This is a genomic window from Ruegeria sp. AI3 (assembly GCF_056541245.1).
Window position 1 is genome coordinate 59,058 of sequence record NZ_JBQFYA010000017.1, and the last position, 15,798, is coordinate 74,855.

The following is a 15,798-nucleotide window of genomic DNA, read 5'->3' on the forward strand; positions in this document are numbered from 1 at the left end:
ACAAATTTCGGGATTGGGAAAGCTGAAACTCGGCCTTGTAAGAGGACCTCTGCGCCGTTGTTGCCAACGGATTCAGCGGCCCGCTCGTCCCTATTCAATGCGTGTGTCAAGCGATCGAACGAGGCGATTCGCAGATGCAGTCGGGCAAAAGAAAACGCCCCTGACACAGGTCAGAGGCGTTTCCAAAACATATCGAGAGGGCGCTTAACCGCGCTCTTCGATGATCTCAACCAGATGCGGGATCTTGTTGACCATGCCGCGAACCGAAGGCGTGTCCTCCAGCTCACGGGTGCGATGCATCTTGTTCAGGCCCAGACCGATCAGGGTTGCGCGCTGTTCGGCGGGGCGACGGATCGGAGAACCGATCTGCTTGACGACGATGGTTTTTGCCATTGCTCGCTACTCCTTACGCTTCGGCTTCAGCCGGTGCTTCGTCCCGCTTGGGCAGGATGTCGGCAACTTTTTTACCACGACGTGCGGCAACCGAACGCGGGCTCTGCTCTTTTTGCAGGCCGTTGATGGTGGCGCGGATCATGTTGTACGGGTTCTGCGAGCCCAGCGACTTGGACACAACGTCCTTAACGCCCAGCATTTCGAACACAGCACGCATCGGACCACCGGCGATGATACCAGTACCTTCAGGTGCGGTGCGCATAACCACTTTACCAGCGCCGTGACGGCCCTCGATGTCGTGGTGCAGAGTACGACCTTCGCGCAGTTGCACGCGGATCATCTGACGCTTGGCTTGCTCAGTCGCCTTACGGATGGCTTCAGGTACTTCTTTCGCTTTACCTTTACCAAAGCCGACGCGGCCTTTCTGATCGCCGACAACCACCAGAGCGGCGAAGCCAAAGCGCTTACCACCTTTTACGGTTTTCGACACGCGGTTGATTGCGACCAGACGATCTGCAAATTCCGGTGCTTCTTCACGGTCGCGGCCACGGCCCCGACGGTTTTCACGTTCTGCCATTTGGCATCCCTTTTCTCATGTGGCGCATACGGCGCCGTTTGCTTCAATCCAAGTGAGCCCCGACTGTTGCCGAGGCCCCCGGATCATCGGGGCGGATCGAAACCCGCCCGCAAGTCTTAGATCTTCAGACCACCTTCACGCGCGGCGTCGGCAACTGCCTTCACCTTGCCGTGGAACAGGAAGCCACCACGATCGAAATAGGCCTCTTCGACGCCTGCCTTCTTGGCACGCTCGGCGATGGCCGCGCCCACTTTGGTGGCCGCTTCGACGTTGTTCTTGCCAACAACACCCAGATCTTTTTCCAGGGTCGAGGCCGATGCCAGGGTCACGCCACGAACGTCGTCGATCAGCTGAACGCTGATGTTCTTGTTCGAACGGTGAACCGACAGGCGTACACGGCCGGCGTTGACTTTGCGAAGTTTGTTCCGAACGCGCAGGCGGCGCTTCAGAAACAGGGTTCTTTTGCTGTTTGCCATTGTTTGCGTCCTTACTTCTTCTTGCCTTCCTTGCGGAAGATGAACTCGCCCTTGTAGCGGATGCCCTTGCCTTTATACGGCTCGGGACGGCGCCATTCGCGGATTTTGGCCGCGACTTCGCCCACCTGCTGCTGGTCGATACCTTCCACAACGATCTCGGTCTGCTTCGGCGCGGTGATGGTGACACCTTCCGGAGCAGTGAAATCAACATCGTGGCTATAGCCCAGGTTCAGCTTCAGGGTGTTGCCCTGCATCTGAGCCCGGTAACCAACACCCTGAATCTCTAGCTCTTTTTTGAAGCCTTCGGTCACACCGGTTACCAGGTTGGCAACCATGGTGCGGCTCATGCCCCACTGCTGGCGGGCACGCTTGGACATGCCACGGGGGTCGATCTTGACCACGTTGTCTTCAACCGACAGCGTCACGTCGTCGGTGGCGGTGAAGCTGCGGGTGCCTTTCGGACCTTTGACTTCGATGGTCTGACCCGACACAGAGGCGGTAACGCCGCTGGGCAGCTCGACCGGTTTTTTACCAATACGAGACATTGCAGACCTCCTTAGAAGACGGTGCAGAGCACTTCGCCGCCAACATTGTTGGAGCGAGCGTTTGCGTCCGACATCACACCTTTCGGAGTGCTGACAATCGACACGCCCAGACCTTGACGGACCTGCGGGATGTCATTGACGCCCATGTAGACGCGACGACCGGGTTTCGAGACCCGCTTCAGTTCGCGAATAACAGGGGTGCCTTCGTAGTATTTCAGGCTGATTTCGATGGCCGGATGACCGTTTGCTCCGGTCGTCTTTTCATAGCCACGGATGTAGCCTTCGTCCGCCAGCACGTCCAGAACCCAACCACGCAGCTTGGAAGCCGGGGTGGAAACGGTGGACTTGCCGCGCATTTGCGCGTTGCGGATACGGGTGAGCATATCGCCGATAGGATCATTCATATCTATGTCTCCCTTACCAGCTCGATTTCACCATGCCGGGGATCTGACCAGCAGAACCCAGCTCGCGCAGCGCGATACGGCTGACCTTCAGCTTACGGTAGTAAGCGTGGGGACGACCGGTCAGCTGACAACGGTTGTGCAGACGGGTAGCCGAGCTGTTGCGCGGCAGTTTCGCCAGTTTCAGACGCGCTTTGAAACGCTCTTCCATCGGGCGGCTCTCGTCATTCGCGATTTCTTTCAGCTCGGCACGCTTTGCGGCATATTTGGCCACCAGGCGTTCGCGCTTCTTCTCGCGTTCGATCATTGCTTTTTTAGCCATGTCTCAATCCTCCCGGCGCTTACGCGTTGAACGGCATGTTGAATGCTTTCAACAGGCTCTTCGCTTCAGCGTCGGTTTTCGCTGTGGTGGCAATTACGATATCCAGGCCCCAGACCTCGTCGACTTTGTCGAAGTCGATTTCCGGGAACACGATGTGCTCTTTCATGCCCATGGCAAAATTGCCCTGACCATCGAAAGACGGCTTAACACCGCGGAAGTCACGAACGCGCGGCAGCGCGATGGTGATCAGGCGATCCAGGAATTCGTACATCCGGTCACCGCGCAGGGTCACTTTCGCGCCCAGCGGCATGTCTTCACGGACGCGGAAACCCGCGATCGACTTCTTCGCCTTGGTTGCAACGGCCTTTTGACCAGCAATCGCAGTCAGATCTTCGACAGCAGCTTTCGCTTTCTTCGAGTCTTTGACCGCCTCAGCACCACAGCCGATGTTCAGAACGATTTTGTCCAGCTTGGGCAGCTGCATGTCGTTCTTGTAGCCGAACTCTTCTTTCAGAGCGGCACGGATGGTTTCAACGTACTGAGCTTTCAGACGCGGGGTGTAGGTTGCGGAATCAAGCATCGATCACGTCCCCTGTGGTCTTGGCGAAGCGGACCTTCTTGTCACCTTCCATGCGGAAACCAACGCGGGTTGCTTTGCCGTTCTTGTCCAGCAGTGCCAGGTTCGACAGTTGGATCGGGTTTGCCTGGGGCAGACGACCACCTTGCGAAGTTTGCGACTGACGGGTGTGACGGATGGCAATGTTGATGCCTTCGACAACAGCTTTACCGGCTTTGGGGTCAACCGAGGAAATGGTCCCCTCTTTGCCCTTGTCCTTGCCGGCCAGCACGACGACCTTGTCGCCTTTGCGGAGTTTAGCAGCCATGATTACAGCACCTCCGGAGCCAGCGAGATGATTTTCATGAAGTTCTTGCCGCGCAGTTCACGAACAACGGGGCCAAAGATACGTGTACCGACAGGCTCGTTGTTGTTGTTCAGGATGACGGCGGCGTTGCGATCGAAACGGATCGCGGTGCCGTCTTCGCGACGGACTTCCTTGGCGGTGCGTACGACGACGGCCTTACGGACGTCACCTTTCTTTACGCGGCCGCGCGGGATGGCTTCCTTCACCGAGACGACAATGATGTCGCCAACGGAGGCGTATTTACGCTTGGAACCACCCAGGACCTTGATGCACTGAACTCGGCGTGCGCCGGAGTTGTCAGCGACATCCAGATTGGTCTGCATCTGGATCATGTGGTTTCTCCCGACCTGTGGGGGCTGGTCTCGTTAGATCCCCCAGGGTTTCGACAAATGGAAAATCCCGGAGGCTTACGCTTCCAGAACTTCCCAACGTTTCGTCTTCGATTTCGGCGCGCATTCGATGATGCGTACAGTGTCGCCGACCTTGAAGGCGTTCTTTTCGTCATGAGCCCGATATTTCTTGGACTTACGAACGGTTTTGTGCAGCAGCGGGTGCTTGAAACGACGCTCAACCGAAACGGTTACGGTTTGCTCGTTGGCGTCGCTGGTTACTACTCCGGACAGGATACGCTTGGGCATAGGATTACTCCTCCGATGCCGCGGCAGCGGCCTTTTCGTTCAGAATGGTTTTGACGCGGGCAGCGTTGCGGCGAGCCGCTTTGATGCCAGCAGTGTTTTCCAGCTGACCGGTTGCCTGTTGAAAGCGCAGGTTAAAGCTTTCTTTCTTCAGGTTGGCCAGTTCCTCGCGGAGCTGGTCCGGGGTCTTGTCACGCAGTTCTTGGGCGTTCATCGCCTTTTTCCTTTGCTCAAAACACCAGAAGGCCCCCTGACAGGGTCACCTTGGACCTGGTGGATGAATGATAGACATGCGAATCCCCCGACTCGGCCGGGGGACTTGCAGGATGCCGCCGTATAAGGGTTTAAGCGGTGGGTGGCAAGAGGAAGTTTTAGGGCGCGACTTGGACAGAAAACCGTGTTTCACCGACGCCGGGTTGAAGCTGCGGCCTATGAATTGTCGTCTTTGATTTGCAATTGGTGAAATCCGCTGTCCAATACAGGTAACGAGTCACCAGCAGCCACGCCTCTTCTCAGCACTATTTGCAGCTCTGGGGCATATAGCATCCGTTCAGTAAACGCGTGGGAGCCCTCGACACTCTCTTTGAGCAGGACATCCCAAACTCGATACTTGCAGGCTCCAACCCTTTCAATTCGGTATCTTTGAAACTCAACCTCAATTGAACCCGATTGGGCATTGTCGGTGTTGGGATAGTCGACGAAGTCTGAGTTCCACTTCTTTTGACTGTCCAGGATATCTAGCGAGTCCAATTTTCGCTCATAACTTCGGAACCATTTTGTGTCGGGCAACCCTTGGGGCGGCAAAATTGGATGGGCAAAATAGACTTCTCGCCTAGTTTCGTTTGCCCCCGGGTCGACGGTACTCGCAAGAATCCCCCCTGCATGAGAGACGTATTCGATGTCATCCAGATTTTTGCCAGGCTCGCGAACAAGGACAATGCCGGTATCAACGTGTTCTTTACTGGGACACTCCGCGCTAACCGAAGACGCTAGCAACGCTACTAGAAAAGAACTGCCTAAAAAAAATTTAATCAACATTGAGGGTTTTCACTCTCATTCCCACTTATAGTTGAAACTGACACTGATCCGATCATCCTCGGCCATATTCATCGGAACTTCGTGGCGCAGCCAACTCTCCCAGAGTAGCACATCCCCCACTTGAGGTTGAACATAAATGAAAGGTTGCAAGTCCCTTCGCCCAAATTTTAGGCGCGTCGGCGCGGCCATCATGCGGCCTGAACGCGGATCCTCCAGCTTCAACGCGCTCGCCCCTTCGGGCATGGCAACGTAGGTCGTGCCCGAGATCACGCTGTGCGGGTGCAAATGGCTGGAGTGCATGCCGCCCTCCGGCAGGATGTTGATCCACAGGTCTTCGAGCTTCAGCTCCCCCTCGCCCAGGTCGAACTCCAGATCCTTGGCAAAGGCCGCGACGTGCTGGTCCAGCGCTTTCACCAGATCGGCGAAAATCGGGAAGCGCCAGGGCAAATCGGTCAGCGAGGCGTAGCTGGTGTAGCCGGGATAGCCATTCTCTTCACACCATTCCTGCCCGGCCTCATCATCCTCGGCGATAACAAGGCAGGAGTTTTCCAGCTCGCCCGCGTCGATCTTGGGATCGAACTCGGACAAAGCTGCGCGATAAAGACGGGTAACGAAGAGTGATTCAATCTGTGCCATGCCCCGGCTATATCCCAGCCGAAGCACAAGGGCGAGAGCAGCCGCCTCAGAAAAGCTGCTGCTCGGGTGCGATCTTTCGTTTGGCGCTTTAGTAGAAGTAGCGCAGCCAGAGATAGACGTTGGCGATCATCAGGGTCAGGATCATGATCGGGAACGCCATGAGCGCGAATTTGACAAAGCCAATCGGCTGCTTGGCCTTTTCGGCAAAGGCCGCAACCGTCAGGTTGGCGCTTGCACCCAGCAAGGTACCGTTACCGCCCAGACAGGCGCCCAGAGCCAGTGACCACCACAGAGGCTCAATCGCATCGGGCCCGCCAAACGTGTCAGCCGTGGACTCGATCAGAGGGATCATCGTCGCCACAAAAGGGATGTTATCCAGAATGGCCGACAAGATACCCGAGGCCCAGAAGATGAAGAACGCGGTCCACATCATGTCGCCTTCGGTCAGCTCCAGCACTTTCTCACCGAAGAACTCAAGCAGGCCGACATGCTCGACACCTGCAACGATGACGAACAAACCGCCGAAGAAGAAAATGGTGATCCACTCAACCTCGCCAAAAATGTGGTGAACGGATTCGGACTGTTCTTCTCCGTGCTGGTGTCCGTAGGCTAGCAGCATCAGCAGCGCAGCACCGGCCAGCGCCGAGGTGCCCGGCTGGATCCCGTAGCCATGGCCAAGCGTGAAGCCAAGAAGGGTCAGCGCCAGAACCGACAGGGATTTGATCATCAGGCCGACATCGGTGATCGCTTCGTTTTCGTTGAAACGCATGATCTTTTCGCAGGCCGATTTGGGGATGGCGGCCAGCGTGCGGCGGTTCATCAGGTAAATGATACCAGTCAGCACCACCAGACAGATGGCCGAGATCGGCGCAAGATTGACCACAAAGTCATTGAAGCTAAGGCCCGCAGCCGAGCCAATGATGATGTTCGGCGGGTCACCAATCAGAGTAGCCGTACCGCCCACATTCGAGGCCAGAATCTCGGCGAAAAAGAACGGGTAAACGCGCGTTTCCAGTGCGTCCGTGATCAGCAGGGTAATCGGTGCGATCAACAGAACAGTGGTCACGTTGTCGAGCAGAGCCGAGAACACCGCCGTGATCAGCGTCAGCATGATCAGGATGCCGGTTGGATTGGCCTTGACCGCCTTTGCGGCCTTGATGGCGACGAATTGGAACAACCCACATTTACTGGTGATCCCGACGATCACCATCATGCCAATCAGCAGCGCCAAGGTGTTGGCATCAACGCCCGCGACGGCCTGTTCCTGGTTGATGATGCCGAACAGCACCATCAGCGATGCCCCCAGCATGGCCAGAATGGCGCGGTTTACTTTTTCGGTTACAAGGACGGCATAAACAGCAATCAGGATACCGGTGGCGACCCACAGAGGGTCAATCCCCAACAGTTGAGGTACGGAGAACGCGTGTTCTCCATGCGAAACGGAATGGTCGGTCAATGGTCTGATCCGGTCTTTAGGGGTTAGCTCAGCGCGTGATCAATCAACGAGTTCGGGCTGACAGAGCCGACGAAGCGATTGGTCTCGGGTTCCACGAGGAAAACGTGGCGTTTGAATTTGTGGATCAGGAAAATGCCTTCCATCACCGGCGTGTCGGGTGCGAGAACCGGGATGTTTGCCGGGTTCGACATGTGATCTCCGACCCGCTCCTCGTTCAGGCGCTTGATCTGTTCGCTGATGTCTTCCTTGGTCAGATCCATAAAGCTGAGATGGCTGATCGCAACGCGCGATGTCTCGTCGCTGACGCCAATACGGGCCGCACGCGGCAGGATCATCTTGATCAGCGTGGGTGCGGTGAAAACGCCTTGGAAGCTACCGTCATCCCCCACCACCGGCAAGAACCGGGCGCGGCTGTCGCGGATGATCTCAAACGCCTTGGCGACTGTATCATCGGGATGAATTGTCTTCTGTTTTTCAGGGGGGACCATAACGTCCCGGCAAATAAGGCCCATACGTGTCCTCGGTCTTTCAGCGGGGTTTCAGAGCCAAGGCACGGTACGTGCTCAAGCCGTGTCGGAGGATGATCGACCCAAGCTCTGATTGAGAAGGTTTTGCGAGCGCTTCTTTTCACCAGATGAGAGAATATGCCACCCCTGAGCCCCATCTTTTTTGCAATGCCGGTATTGAATCTCGGAATTGGGCGCCTAGCGGGTTTGCGAGAGGCCACAAACGAAAAAGCCCCCACCGATTTCTCGGCGGGGGCAATGCTGTTCGGGTTTCCCCAGTCGCTTACCAGTCTTCGCGAACCACGACGCGAGTCTTGATCGGCAGCTTCATCGCGGCCAGGCGCAGGGCCTCGCGGGCGATGTCGTCATTGACGCCGTCGATCTCGAACATCACGCGGCCAGGCTTGACTTTGCATGCCCAGCGGTCGACCGAACCTTTACCTTTACCCATACGAACTTCGATCGGCTTGGCCGTGACCGGAGTGTCGGGGAAGATGCGGATCCAAACACGACCCTGACGCTTCATGTGACGCGTCATGGCACGACGTGCAGCTTCGATCTGGCGTGCGGTTACACGCTCAGGCTCAAGAGCTTTGAGGCCGTAGGTGCCAAAGTTCAGATCAGAGCCGCCCTTGGCGAGACCCTTGATCCGGCCTTTGTGCATCTTGCGGAATTTAGTACGCTTTGGTTGAAGCATATCTTTCCCTCCTTAGCGACGACCGCCACCAGCACCACGAGGTGCAGGGCCGTCCTGGAGTTCCTGTGCTTTACGGTCACGTGCCTGCGGATCGTGCTCCATGATCTCACCTTTGAAGATCCAGACCTTGATCCCGATGATCCCGTAAGGAGTCATCGCTTCGGCATGTGCGTAATCGATGTCGGCACGCAGAGTGTGCAGAGGCACGCGGCCTTCGCGGTACCACTCGGTCCGTGCGATTTCGGCGCCGCCCAGACGACCCGCGACGTTCACCCGGATACCCAGGGCGCCCATGCGCATGGCGTTCTGAACCGAGCGCTTCATGGCGCGACGGAACGAAACACGACGCTCCAGCTGCTGAGCGATGGACTCGGCAACCAGCTGCGCGTCAAGCTCGGGCTTGCGCACTTCGACGATGTTCAGGTGCAGTTCGCTGTCGGTCATACGAGCAAGCTTTTTGCGCAGAACTTCGATGTCTGCACCTTTCTTGCCGATGATGACACCGGGACGTGCAGTGTGGATCGTAACGCGGCACTTCTTGTGCGGACGTTCGATGATCACACGGGCAACACCGGCCTGCTTGCACTCTTTGTTGATGAACTCACGGATCTTGAGGTCTTCCAGCAGAAGATCACCGTAGTCCTTGGTGTCGGCGTACCAGCGGCTGTCCCAGGTGCGGTTGACCTGCAGGCGCATGCCGATCGGATTTACTTTATGACCCATTAGGCTTGCTCCTCAACTTGACGCACCTTGATGGTGATCTCCGAGAACGGCTTCATGATCTTGCCGAAACGGCCACGCGCACGCGGACGACCGCGCTTCATGACCAGGTTCTTGCCAACCCATGCTTCGGCAACGATCAGCTCGTCAACGTCCAGGTTGTGGTTGTTTTCGGCATTCGCGATTGCGGACTGCAGGCACTTCTTCACGTCCTGCGCGACACGCTTGTTCGAGAAAGTCAGGTCAGTCAGAGCCTTCTCGACTTTCTTGCCGCGGATCATTTGCGCAACCAGGTTCAGTTTCTGCGGGCTGGTGCGAAGCATGCGGGTTTTCGCCATTGCTTCGTTTTCAGCCACGCGGCGGGGGTTCTTTTCCTTGCCCATGACTTACTTCCGCTTCGCTTTTTTGTCTGCGGCGTGGCCATAATAGGTACGGGTCGGCGAGTATTCACCGAACTTCTGACCGATCATGTCTTCCGAGACGTTGACGGGAATGTGCTTCTGGCCGTTGTACACACCAAAGGTCAGACCCACGAACTGGGGCAGAATGGTGGAACGACGCGACCAGATTTTGATGACTTCGTTGCGGCCCGACTCGCGCGCTGCTTCGGCTTTTTTCAGCACGTAAGCATCGACGAAAGGACCCTTCCAAACAGAGCGAGACATGGATTAACGTCCCTTCTTCTTGGCGTGCCGCGAGCGGATGATCAGCTTCTGGGACGCTTTGTTCTTGTTGCGGGTACGCTTACCCTTGGTGTCCTTACCCCACGGCGTAACCGGCGTACGGCCACCCGAGGTACGACCTTCACCACCACCGTGCGGGTGATCGATCGGGTTCATTGCAACACCACGAACCGACGGACGAACGCCCTTGTGGCGCATACGACCGGCTTTACCGAGGTTTTGGTTCGAGTTGTCGGGGTTGGACACGGCACCGATGGTGGCCATGCATTCCTGACGGACCATGCGCAGCTCGCCCGAGCTCAGACGGATCTGAGCGTAGCCGCCATCGCGACCAACGAACTGAGCGTAAGTACCGGCCGCACGTGCGATCTGACCGCCTTTGCCGGGCTTCATCTCGATGTTGTGGACGATGGTACCGATGGGCATGCCCGAGAACGGCATTGCGTTGCCAGGCTTGATGTCGGCCTTGGCGGATGCCACGACTTTGTCACCAACAGCCAGACGCTGCGGAGCAAGGATATATGCCTGCTCGCCGTCTTCGTATTTTACCAGTGCGATGAATGCGGTCCGGTTCGGGTCATATTCGATCCGCTCGACGGTTGCCGCGACATCAAATTTGTTCCGTTTGAAGTCAACGATCCGGTAGAGACGCTTTGCGCCACCGCCGCGGCGGCGTGAAGTGATCCGTCCGGTGTTGTTCCGGCCGCCCGATTTGGTCAAACCCTCTGTGAGAGACTTGACCGGACGTCCTTTCCAAAGCTCCGAACGGTCGATCAGCACCAGCCCGCGCTGGCCCGGCGTCGTCGGCTTGTACGACTTGAGTGCCATGCTTTCTGTCTTCCGTTTAGCAAGTGCGAGGGACTTCCCCCGCTATGTGATAGGCCCCCGTAGGTGCCAAGGGTATAGGGCCCCGAAGGTCCCCGGTTACAAATATCAGAGGCCCCGGAACGAATCCGAGGCCGCAAGATTGGGTGCGTTTAACAGGGTTGGGGGTAGGTGTCTATAGGGGGCGGCGGATTCTTTCAAGCTAGCCAAGTGCATGCTGCAAATCTCGGTAGCACTCGTTAATTCTTACCGGTGGCGCCACAGATTGAACAGTTTTGGACAACCGTTTCCAAATCACTTTCGGAACGAAGGGTTGGGAGTTCCTGTGTAGCAATTCAGAATCCATGGATACGAGCTTGTGACATAGTACCCGTATTGACCATCAACGGTCATACCATTGCATTCATCCAGATCTCCATTGCCTGTGAACTCATAGTCTTCAATGTAAGTGCCATCCGGCATACCACCCGGGCCGTTCGGCGGTTTTGGCCTCTCCGTAGACTTCAACTCATAGCCCGAGAGGGCCGCTCGAATTTTCCCGTCGCTATCCTCGAAGATTGTTCCGTATATCGGGAAACCGTCTGACGCAAAACCGATTACTGGAGAAGGCGCATCGAACTGTCGGTCATTGAACAGTGCGTTCGGGTTCGAATGGTAGTGATACCTGCCATCTGGCTGTGTATGCGCATTATGTAAATCAACCCCAAAGTACTTATCGTAAGATGGCGGATCAATCAGCCAGGGGTCGCGGATGGTACAACCAGCAAGCACGTTGCCGTTTTTGTCAGCTCGGGGAGCATCTGGTCGATAGCAACCTGCCGAAAGCAAATCCACAGGTACGCCATTCAACAATATGGCGTTGTATGCCTGTTGGCCCAGGGGACTCGGGTTTGTAGCCTTTTCTGGCTTTCGCGTAATTTGGAATTCACTCAACAAAGGACGAAAGTCATTGGCAAAACGTGCTGTCGCACCATTGAAGTCATGGTTGGGTGTCCCATTCGTAGCAATTGTACAAGTCTCGTTGTCGGCGTCTATCTTGACTTGTGCCTCGTAGGAGGTGCCCTTTTGGATATCTTCGACGTCCGCTTTGTAGCTACCAATGTAGTCAGCGCAATCGCCTGATCTGCTGGTCAGAATGGCATTCCTAATGTCGGTTGGAGCTGATTCCTGCGAAAAACAGGGAAACGGCAAGGCCAGGGCAAAAACGCAAAAGACAGACAATCTCAATTTCGATACCTCCACGAACTGGTGGTGACACTTCTCAGGTTCTTATGACATTGTATTTGAAACTTATTGTTGTTGTATCATCTTTCTGGGTTCAGCGCTCTGTGTGCGTAGAGCAGAGGTCCTTGCGTCGCAGATTACTATCAAGACGCAATAACAAGTCGATTTGATCGTTTCTGTCGCATACGCAGATTCCGGTATCGCAGCGGTGTCTATCGATCACACAACAAAGGCTTCACCAAGTACTCACCCCAAAGACCGTCTGCGGCACAGCGGCTCGGACTCCACCGCGATCCTCTGCTTGAGTTTGATATGCCCCAGCACCTCGCGAAAGACGCGGTGTTTGGGTTTGCCTTCCAGATAATCCGCCAGTTTGAGCAGGTTGATCGGGTGCTTCGCAATCAACGCCTCAATCCGCTGCACCGCGTCGTCCAACTCATAGTGATCCACGTACTGGCAGGCCACCTGCGTGGGCGTCAGCAGGCAGTAGTCCTGCGGGCGTTTCTCGGTATAGCGCGCGATATCGAAAGGTGACGCGCCAAGGGCGTGGAACTTGGGAATGTGCACGCGCATATCGGCCTCGGCGTGCTCCAACACCGTGCCCGAGGTCTGACGGAACCCCAGCGGGCCAAGCTTGCCGACCACATGCTTGCGCATCGCCGGAGAGATCATGTCCACATCTGCCCGGTCGTATTTCAGATCATCAAACACCGACAGCAGCCCCAGCTTCTCATCGGCAATCTGAAAATAAGGCTCGGCACTGAACGCCCGCATTTGCTCCAGCACCTGCACACGCACAGTTTCAGGGTCTGAAACGAAATCGGCCCCGGCGGGTTGAACCACCGAGGCCGTGAATGCTCGCAGTAAGCGTCGGATCAAAGACCGGTGCTCACGTCGATTGTGTTACCCTCTTCCAGGGTCACATATGCTTTTTTGACGTCTTTCCGACGGCCCAGCTGGCCGCGGAACCGCTTGACCTTGCCTTTGGTCACGGTGGTGTTCACCGCTTTGACCTTCACACCAAACAGCGCCTCAACGGCCTCTTTGATCTGCGGCTTGTTGCTGTCGATCGCCACTTCAAAGACAACCGCGCCGTTTTCGGACGCCATGGTCGACTTTTCGGTGATGATCGGCTTGCGGATCACGTCGTAGTGTTCTGCCTTCGCGCTCATTTCAGACGAGCCTCCAGTGCTTCGACAGCCGCTTTGGTGAGCACTAGGGTGTCACGCTTGAGGATGTCATAGACGTTTGCGCCCATCGACGGCAGGATATCCAGACCTTCGATGTTCTTGGACGCTTTCAGGAACCCTTCGTTCACGGTCGCGCCGTCGATGACCAGAGCGCGTTTCCAACCCAGGTTTGCAACCTGTTTGGCCAGAGCGGCGGTCTTGCCTTCGGCTTCGGCGTTCTCGATCACAACCAGTTCACCTGCCTTGGCTTTGGCCGACAGAGCGTGGCGCAGGCCAAGCTTGCGGAACTTCTTGGGCAAGTCGTGGCCGTGCGAACGAACGACGGGGCCTTTGTAGATACCGCCACCACGGAAGATCGGCGCATTACGGTCACCATGGCGTGCGCCACCGGTGCCCTTCTGGCGATAGATCTTCTTGGTCGAGTAGCTGGTTTCCGAGCGGGTCTTGACCTTGTGGGTGCCGGCCTGCGCGTTGTTGCGCTGCCAACGGACCACACGGTGCAGGATGTCCGCACGCGGCTCGAGACCGAACAGATCGGCGTTCAGCTCGATGTCGCCGGCTTTGCCGCCGTCCAGTTTGATTACATCAAGTTTCATGCTTCACCACCTTCCGCGGGAGCTTCTTCCGCAGGTGCTTCGGTTGCAGCCGATTTCACAGCAGCCGGGAAAGGCAGGCCTTCCGGTGCTTTCTTCTTCACGGCGTCCTTGACGGTGACCCAGCCCGATTTCGGTCCAGGAACGGCGCCTTTGATGAAGACCAGGTTCCGGTCGGCGTCGGTTTTGACGACTTCCAAGTTCTGGGTGGTTACACGGGCAGCACCCATGTGACCGGCCATCTTCTTGCCTTTGAAAACCTTACCCGGATCCTGACACTGACCGGTCGAACCGTGCGAACGGTGGCTGATCGAAACACCGTGCGAGGCGCGCAAACCACCAAAGTTCCAGCGCTTCATCGCACCGGCAAAGCCTTTACCGATCGACGTGCCCGAAACGTCAACTTTCTGACCTTCCAGGAAGTGTTCTGCCGAAATCTCGGCGCCCACATCAATCAGACCATCTTCGGAGACGCGGAACTCGGCCAGCTTACGCTTGGGCTCGACCTTGGCAGCGGCATAGTGACCACGCATGGCTTTCGAGGTGCGTTTTGCCTTGGCAGCACCGGCGCCCAGCTGAACGGCGGTGTAGCCGTCTTTGTCAGCGGTACGCTGTGCAACAACCTGCAGGTTGTCCAGGTGAAGAACGGTTACAGGGATCTGCTTGCCGTCTTCCATGAACAGGCGGGTCATGCCAACTTTTTTTGCGATAATACCAGAGCGCATAATCTATACCCTCCGATCTTACGACTGCAACTTGATCTCGACATCCACACCAGCAGCGAGATCGAGCTTCATCAGCGCGTCAACGGTCTGGGGGGTCGGATCAACGATGTCGAGCAGACGCTTGTGCGTACGGATCTCGAACTGGTCGCGGGATTTCTTGTCAACGTGAGGGCCACGGAGAACCGTGAACTTCTCAATCTTGTTCGGCAGCGGAATCGGGCCGCGCACATTCGCGCCGGTCCGCTTGGCAGTGTTGACGATCTCTTGCGTGCTGGCATCCAGAACGCGATAGTCAAATGCCTTCAGCCGAATACGGATATTTTGGCTTTGCATATTAACAGCCTTTTTTAGGCGTTGAGGTTGAGAGGAGGACAGACGCGCATCGCCAACCCTCTTCGAACCCAAAAGGCGGGAATCACCCCGCCTTGACGTTCTTATCGAGAACTCGCGCGTATTAGTGGGGTTGGTGGGGTTTGGCAAGGGGTTTGTTGGCTCTGTCCCACCTCAAAGAGCGACACGACCCAGCACCAAGAACTGATCTTCAGGACCAACTTCGCAACAAGAACGCGCTAAAGAACTATGGACGAGGTGTAAAGCCTACACGCGACAATTGAGCATTCAGAGAAAACCGACTTGGTCTGGAAGGTTTTCACCCCACGCTACGGTGAATACGCTGGTTGACGACACAGGTTCTGGACGTGCTTTAGCGCTTCAGATTCTGTTAGGCTGCTCGGCAAGCCGGACGTCGAACCGCTTACGCTCTCGTCTAAACTCGCTGATATCACAGTCGACTTCTTGGTCGTCGTCACTAAGGATGGCAGATCGCATGTCTTCCAGATCCTTGCTGTGAAGGATTTGCGTTCCATAGTTCAAGAATTCAAAACCCAACATGATTTCCTCCTGATTACGTCAGCGGCTCGGCCTGCGCACGCCCCGCTTTTTGTTTCAGATCACATGTGGGTTTCCTGTCTTTGGGAGAGGTGGAGTTTGGATTAAGAAACCTCAATCCGTTTTGCCCTTAACGACGGCGAACTTTCCAAGCGTCATCTCGATTCGAACACGTTTAGGCCCACCTCGGAACCGTATAGCTCAAACGAAAAAGGGCGTCCTGAGGGACGCCCTTTCTCCTGATCATTCGCTTGCGCGACTTATTCAGTGATTTTCGACACAACGCCGGCGCCGACGGTGCGGCCGCCTTCGCGGATCGCAAAGCGCAGGCCCTGCTCCATCGCG

General features: G+C 56.4%; 27 protein-coding genes. All 27 read right to left on the reverse strand.

Annotation, left to right across the window (positions count from 1 at the left end; translation table 11 throughout):
* Positions 1–204: 204 nt before the first annotated feature.
* Complete coding sequence (rpmD, locus tag ACRZ95_RS20700; RefSeq protein WP_074736195.1) at positions 205–393, reverse strand: 50S ribosomal protein L30; 189 nt, start codon at positions 391–393, stop codon at positions 205–207.
* 13 nt (positions 394–406) lie between these two features.
* Positions 407–970 (reverse strand): 30S ribosomal protein S5, encoded by a 564-nt coding sequence (gene rpsE / locus ACRZ95_RS20705; protein ID WP_170356677.1) that lies wholly within the window; start codon positions 968–970, stop codon positions 407–409.
* Between the two features lie 116 nt (positions 971–1,086).
* Positions 1,087–1,446, reverse strand: a complete 360-nt coding sequence (rplR, locus tag ACRZ95_RS20710) for a 50S ribosomal protein L18 (RefSeq protein ID WP_039523386.1) — start codon at positions 1,444–1,446, stop codon at positions 1,087–1,089.
* Positions 1,447–1,457: 11 nt separating this feature from the next.
* Positions 1,458–1,991, reverse strand: a complete 534-nt coding sequence (gene rplF, locus ACRZ95_RS20715) for a 50S ribosomal protein L6 (RefSeq protein ID WP_170373361.1) — start codon at positions 1,989–1,991, stop codon at positions 1,458–1,460.
* A gap of 11 nt (positions 1,992–2,002) precedes the next feature.
* The gene (gene rpsH / locus ACRZ95_RS20720; RefSeq protein ID WP_170373360.1) at positions 2,003–2,395 is read right to left on the reverse strand and encodes a 30S ribosomal protein S8; all 393 of its coding nucleotides are present in this window, start codon (positions 2,393–2,395) and stop codon (positions 2,003–2,005) included.
* Positions 2,396–2,408: 13 nt separating this feature from the next.
* Positions 2,409–2,714 carry a 30S ribosomal protein S14 gene (gene rpsN / locus ACRZ95_RS20725; protein WP_068340744.1) on the reverse strand — a complete coding sequence of 102 codons (306 nt, stop codon included), beginning with the start codon at positions 2,712–2,714 and terminating at the stop codon, positions 2,409–2,411.
* Between the two features lie 19 nt (positions 2,715–2,733).
* Positions 2,734–3,294: a 50S ribosomal protein L5 gene (gene rplE / locus ACRZ95_RS20730; protein WP_170356680.1), complete on the reverse strand. Its 561-nt coding sequence runs from the start codon at positions 3,292–3,294 to the stop codon at positions 2,734–2,736.
* Positions 3,287–3,598 carry a 50S ribosomal protein L24 gene (rplX, locus tag ACRZ95_RS20735; protein WP_170356681.1) on the reverse strand — a complete coding sequence of 104 codons (312 nt, stop codon included), beginning with the start codon at positions 3,596–3,598 and terminating at the stop codon, positions 3,287–3,289. The genes rplE and rplX overlap by 8 nt, the downstream gene beginning before the upstream one ends.
* Before the next feature lie 2 nt (positions 3,599–3,600).
* Positions 3,601–3,969: a 50S ribosomal protein L14 gene (gene rplN, locus ACRZ95_RS20740; protein WP_008757934.1), complete on the reverse strand. Its 369-nt coding sequence runs from the start codon at positions 3,967–3,969 to the stop codon at positions 3,601–3,603.
* A gap of 75 nt (positions 3,970–4,044) precedes the next feature.
* Entirely contained in the window at positions 4,045–4,275 is a 231-nt protein-coding gene (gene rpsQ, locus ACRZ95_RS20745; protein ID WP_152459158.1) for a 30S ribosomal protein S17, read from the reverse strand.
* A 4-nt stretch (positions 4,276–4,279) separates the two neighbouring features.
* The gene (rpmC, locus tag ACRZ95_RS20750) at positions 4,280–4,486 is read right to left on the reverse strand and encodes a 50S ribosomal protein L29 (protein ID WP_010437082.1); all 207 of its coding nucleotides are present in this window, start codon (positions 4,484–4,486) and stop codon (positions 4,280–4,282) included.
* Positions 4,487–4,701: 215 nt separating this feature from the next.
* Entirely contained in the window at positions 4,702–5,310 is a 609-nt protein-coding gene (locus tag ACRZ95_RS20755; protein WP_170681389.1) for a Rossmann-fold NAD(P)-binding domain-containing protein, read from the reverse strand.
* A gap of 15 nt (positions 5,311–5,325) precedes the next feature.
* Positions 5,326–5,946 carry a 2OG-Fe(II) oxygenase family protein gene (locus ACRZ95_RS20760; RefSeq protein ID WP_170380524.1) on the reverse strand — a complete coding sequence of 207 codons (621 nt, stop codon included), beginning with the start codon at positions 5,944–5,946 and terminating at the stop codon, positions 5,326–5,328.
* Positions 5,947–6,034: 88 nt separating this feature from the next.
* Entirely contained in the window at positions 6,035–7,402 is a 1,368-nt protein-coding gene (locus ACRZ95_RS20765) for an ArsB/NhaD family transporter (RefSeq protein WP_170681387.1), read from the reverse strand.
* Positions 7,403–7,425: 23 nt separating this feature from the next.
* A complete protein-coding gene (locus ACRZ95_RS20770) occupies positions 7,426–7,914 on the reverse strand; it encodes a CBS domain-containing protein (protein ID WP_170681386.1) in 489 nt (162 codons plus the stop codon).
* 277 nt (positions 7,915–8,191) lie between these two features.
* Complete coding sequence (rplP, locus tag ACRZ95_RS20775) at positions 8,192–8,605, reverse strand: 50S ribosomal protein L16 (protein WP_058283513.1); 414 nt, start codon at positions 8,603–8,605, stop codon at positions 8,192–8,194.
* A 12-nt stretch (positions 8,606–8,617) separates the two neighbouring features.
* Positions 8,618–9,328 (reverse strand): 30S ribosomal protein S3, encoded by a 711-nt coding sequence (gene rpsC / locus ACRZ95_RS20780; protein ID WP_008758042.1) that lies wholly within the window; start codon positions 9,326–9,328, stop codon positions 8,618–8,620.
* Complete coding sequence (rplV, locus tag ACRZ95_RS20785; RefSeq protein WP_039538267.1) at positions 9,328–9,708, reverse strand: 50S ribosomal protein L22; 381 nt, start codon at positions 9,706–9,708, stop codon at positions 9,328–9,330. The genes rpsC and rplV overlap by 1 nt, the downstream gene beginning before the upstream one ends.
* Before the next feature lie 3 nt (positions 9,709–9,711).
* Positions 9,712–9,990, reverse strand: a complete 279-nt coding sequence (gene rpsS / locus ACRZ95_RS20790) for a 30S ribosomal protein S19 (protein ID WP_005980699.1) — start codon at positions 9,988–9,990, stop codon at positions 9,712–9,714.
* A gap of 3 nt (positions 9,991–9,993) precedes the next feature.
* A complete protein-coding gene (gene rplB, locus ACRZ95_RS20795; protein WP_120633917.1) occupies positions 9,994–10,836 on the reverse strand; it encodes a 50S ribosomal protein L2 in 843 nt (280 codons plus the stop codon).
* Between the two features lie 291 nt (positions 10,837–11,127).
* Positions 11,128–12,060 carry a YHYH protein gene (locus ACRZ95_RS20800; protein ID WP_170681385.1) on the reverse strand — a complete coding sequence of 311 codons (933 nt, stop codon included), beginning with the start codon at positions 12,058–12,060 and terminating at the stop codon, positions 11,128–11,130.
* A gap of 243 nt (positions 12,061–12,303) precedes the next feature.
* Positions 12,304–12,936, reverse strand: a complete 633-nt coding sequence (locus tag ACRZ95_RS20805) for a hypothetical protein (RefSeq protein WP_170681384.1) — start codon at positions 12,934–12,936, stop codon at positions 12,304–12,306.
* Positions 12,933–13,229, reverse strand: a complete 297-nt coding sequence (locus tag ACRZ95_RS20810; protein ID WP_008757532.1) for a 50S ribosomal protein L23 — start codon at positions 13,227–13,229, stop codon at positions 12,933–12,935. The genes ACRZ95_RS20805 and ACRZ95_RS20810 overlap by 4 nt, the downstream gene beginning before the upstream one ends.
* Positions 13,226–13,843, reverse strand: coding sequence for a 50S ribosomal protein L4 (gene rplD, locus ACRZ95_RS20815; RefSeq protein WP_008756644.1), 618 nt, complete (start codon positions 13,841–13,843; stop codon positions 13,226–13,228). The genes ACRZ95_RS20810 and rplD overlap by 4 nt, the downstream gene beginning before the upstream one ends.
* Positions 13,840–14,565, reverse strand: coding sequence for a 50S ribosomal protein L3 (rplC, locus tag ACRZ95_RS20820; RefSeq protein ID WP_008758167.1), 726 nt, complete (start codon positions 14,563–14,565; stop codon positions 13,840–13,842). The genes rplD and rplC overlap by 4 nt, the downstream gene beginning before the upstream one ends.
* Positions 14,566–14,583: 18 nt before the next feature.
* Entirely contained in the window at positions 14,584–14,898 is a 315-nt protein-coding gene (gene rpsJ / locus ACRZ95_RS20825; RefSeq protein ID WP_008756422.1) for a 30S ribosomal protein S10, read from the reverse strand.
* An 815-nt stretch (positions 14,899–15,713) separates the two neighbouring features.
* Positions 15,714–15,798 (reverse strand): EF-Tu C-terminal domain-related protein (locus ACRZ95_RS20830; RefSeq protein WP_226783293.1); only part of this gene is annotated, 85 nt, incomplete at its 5' end.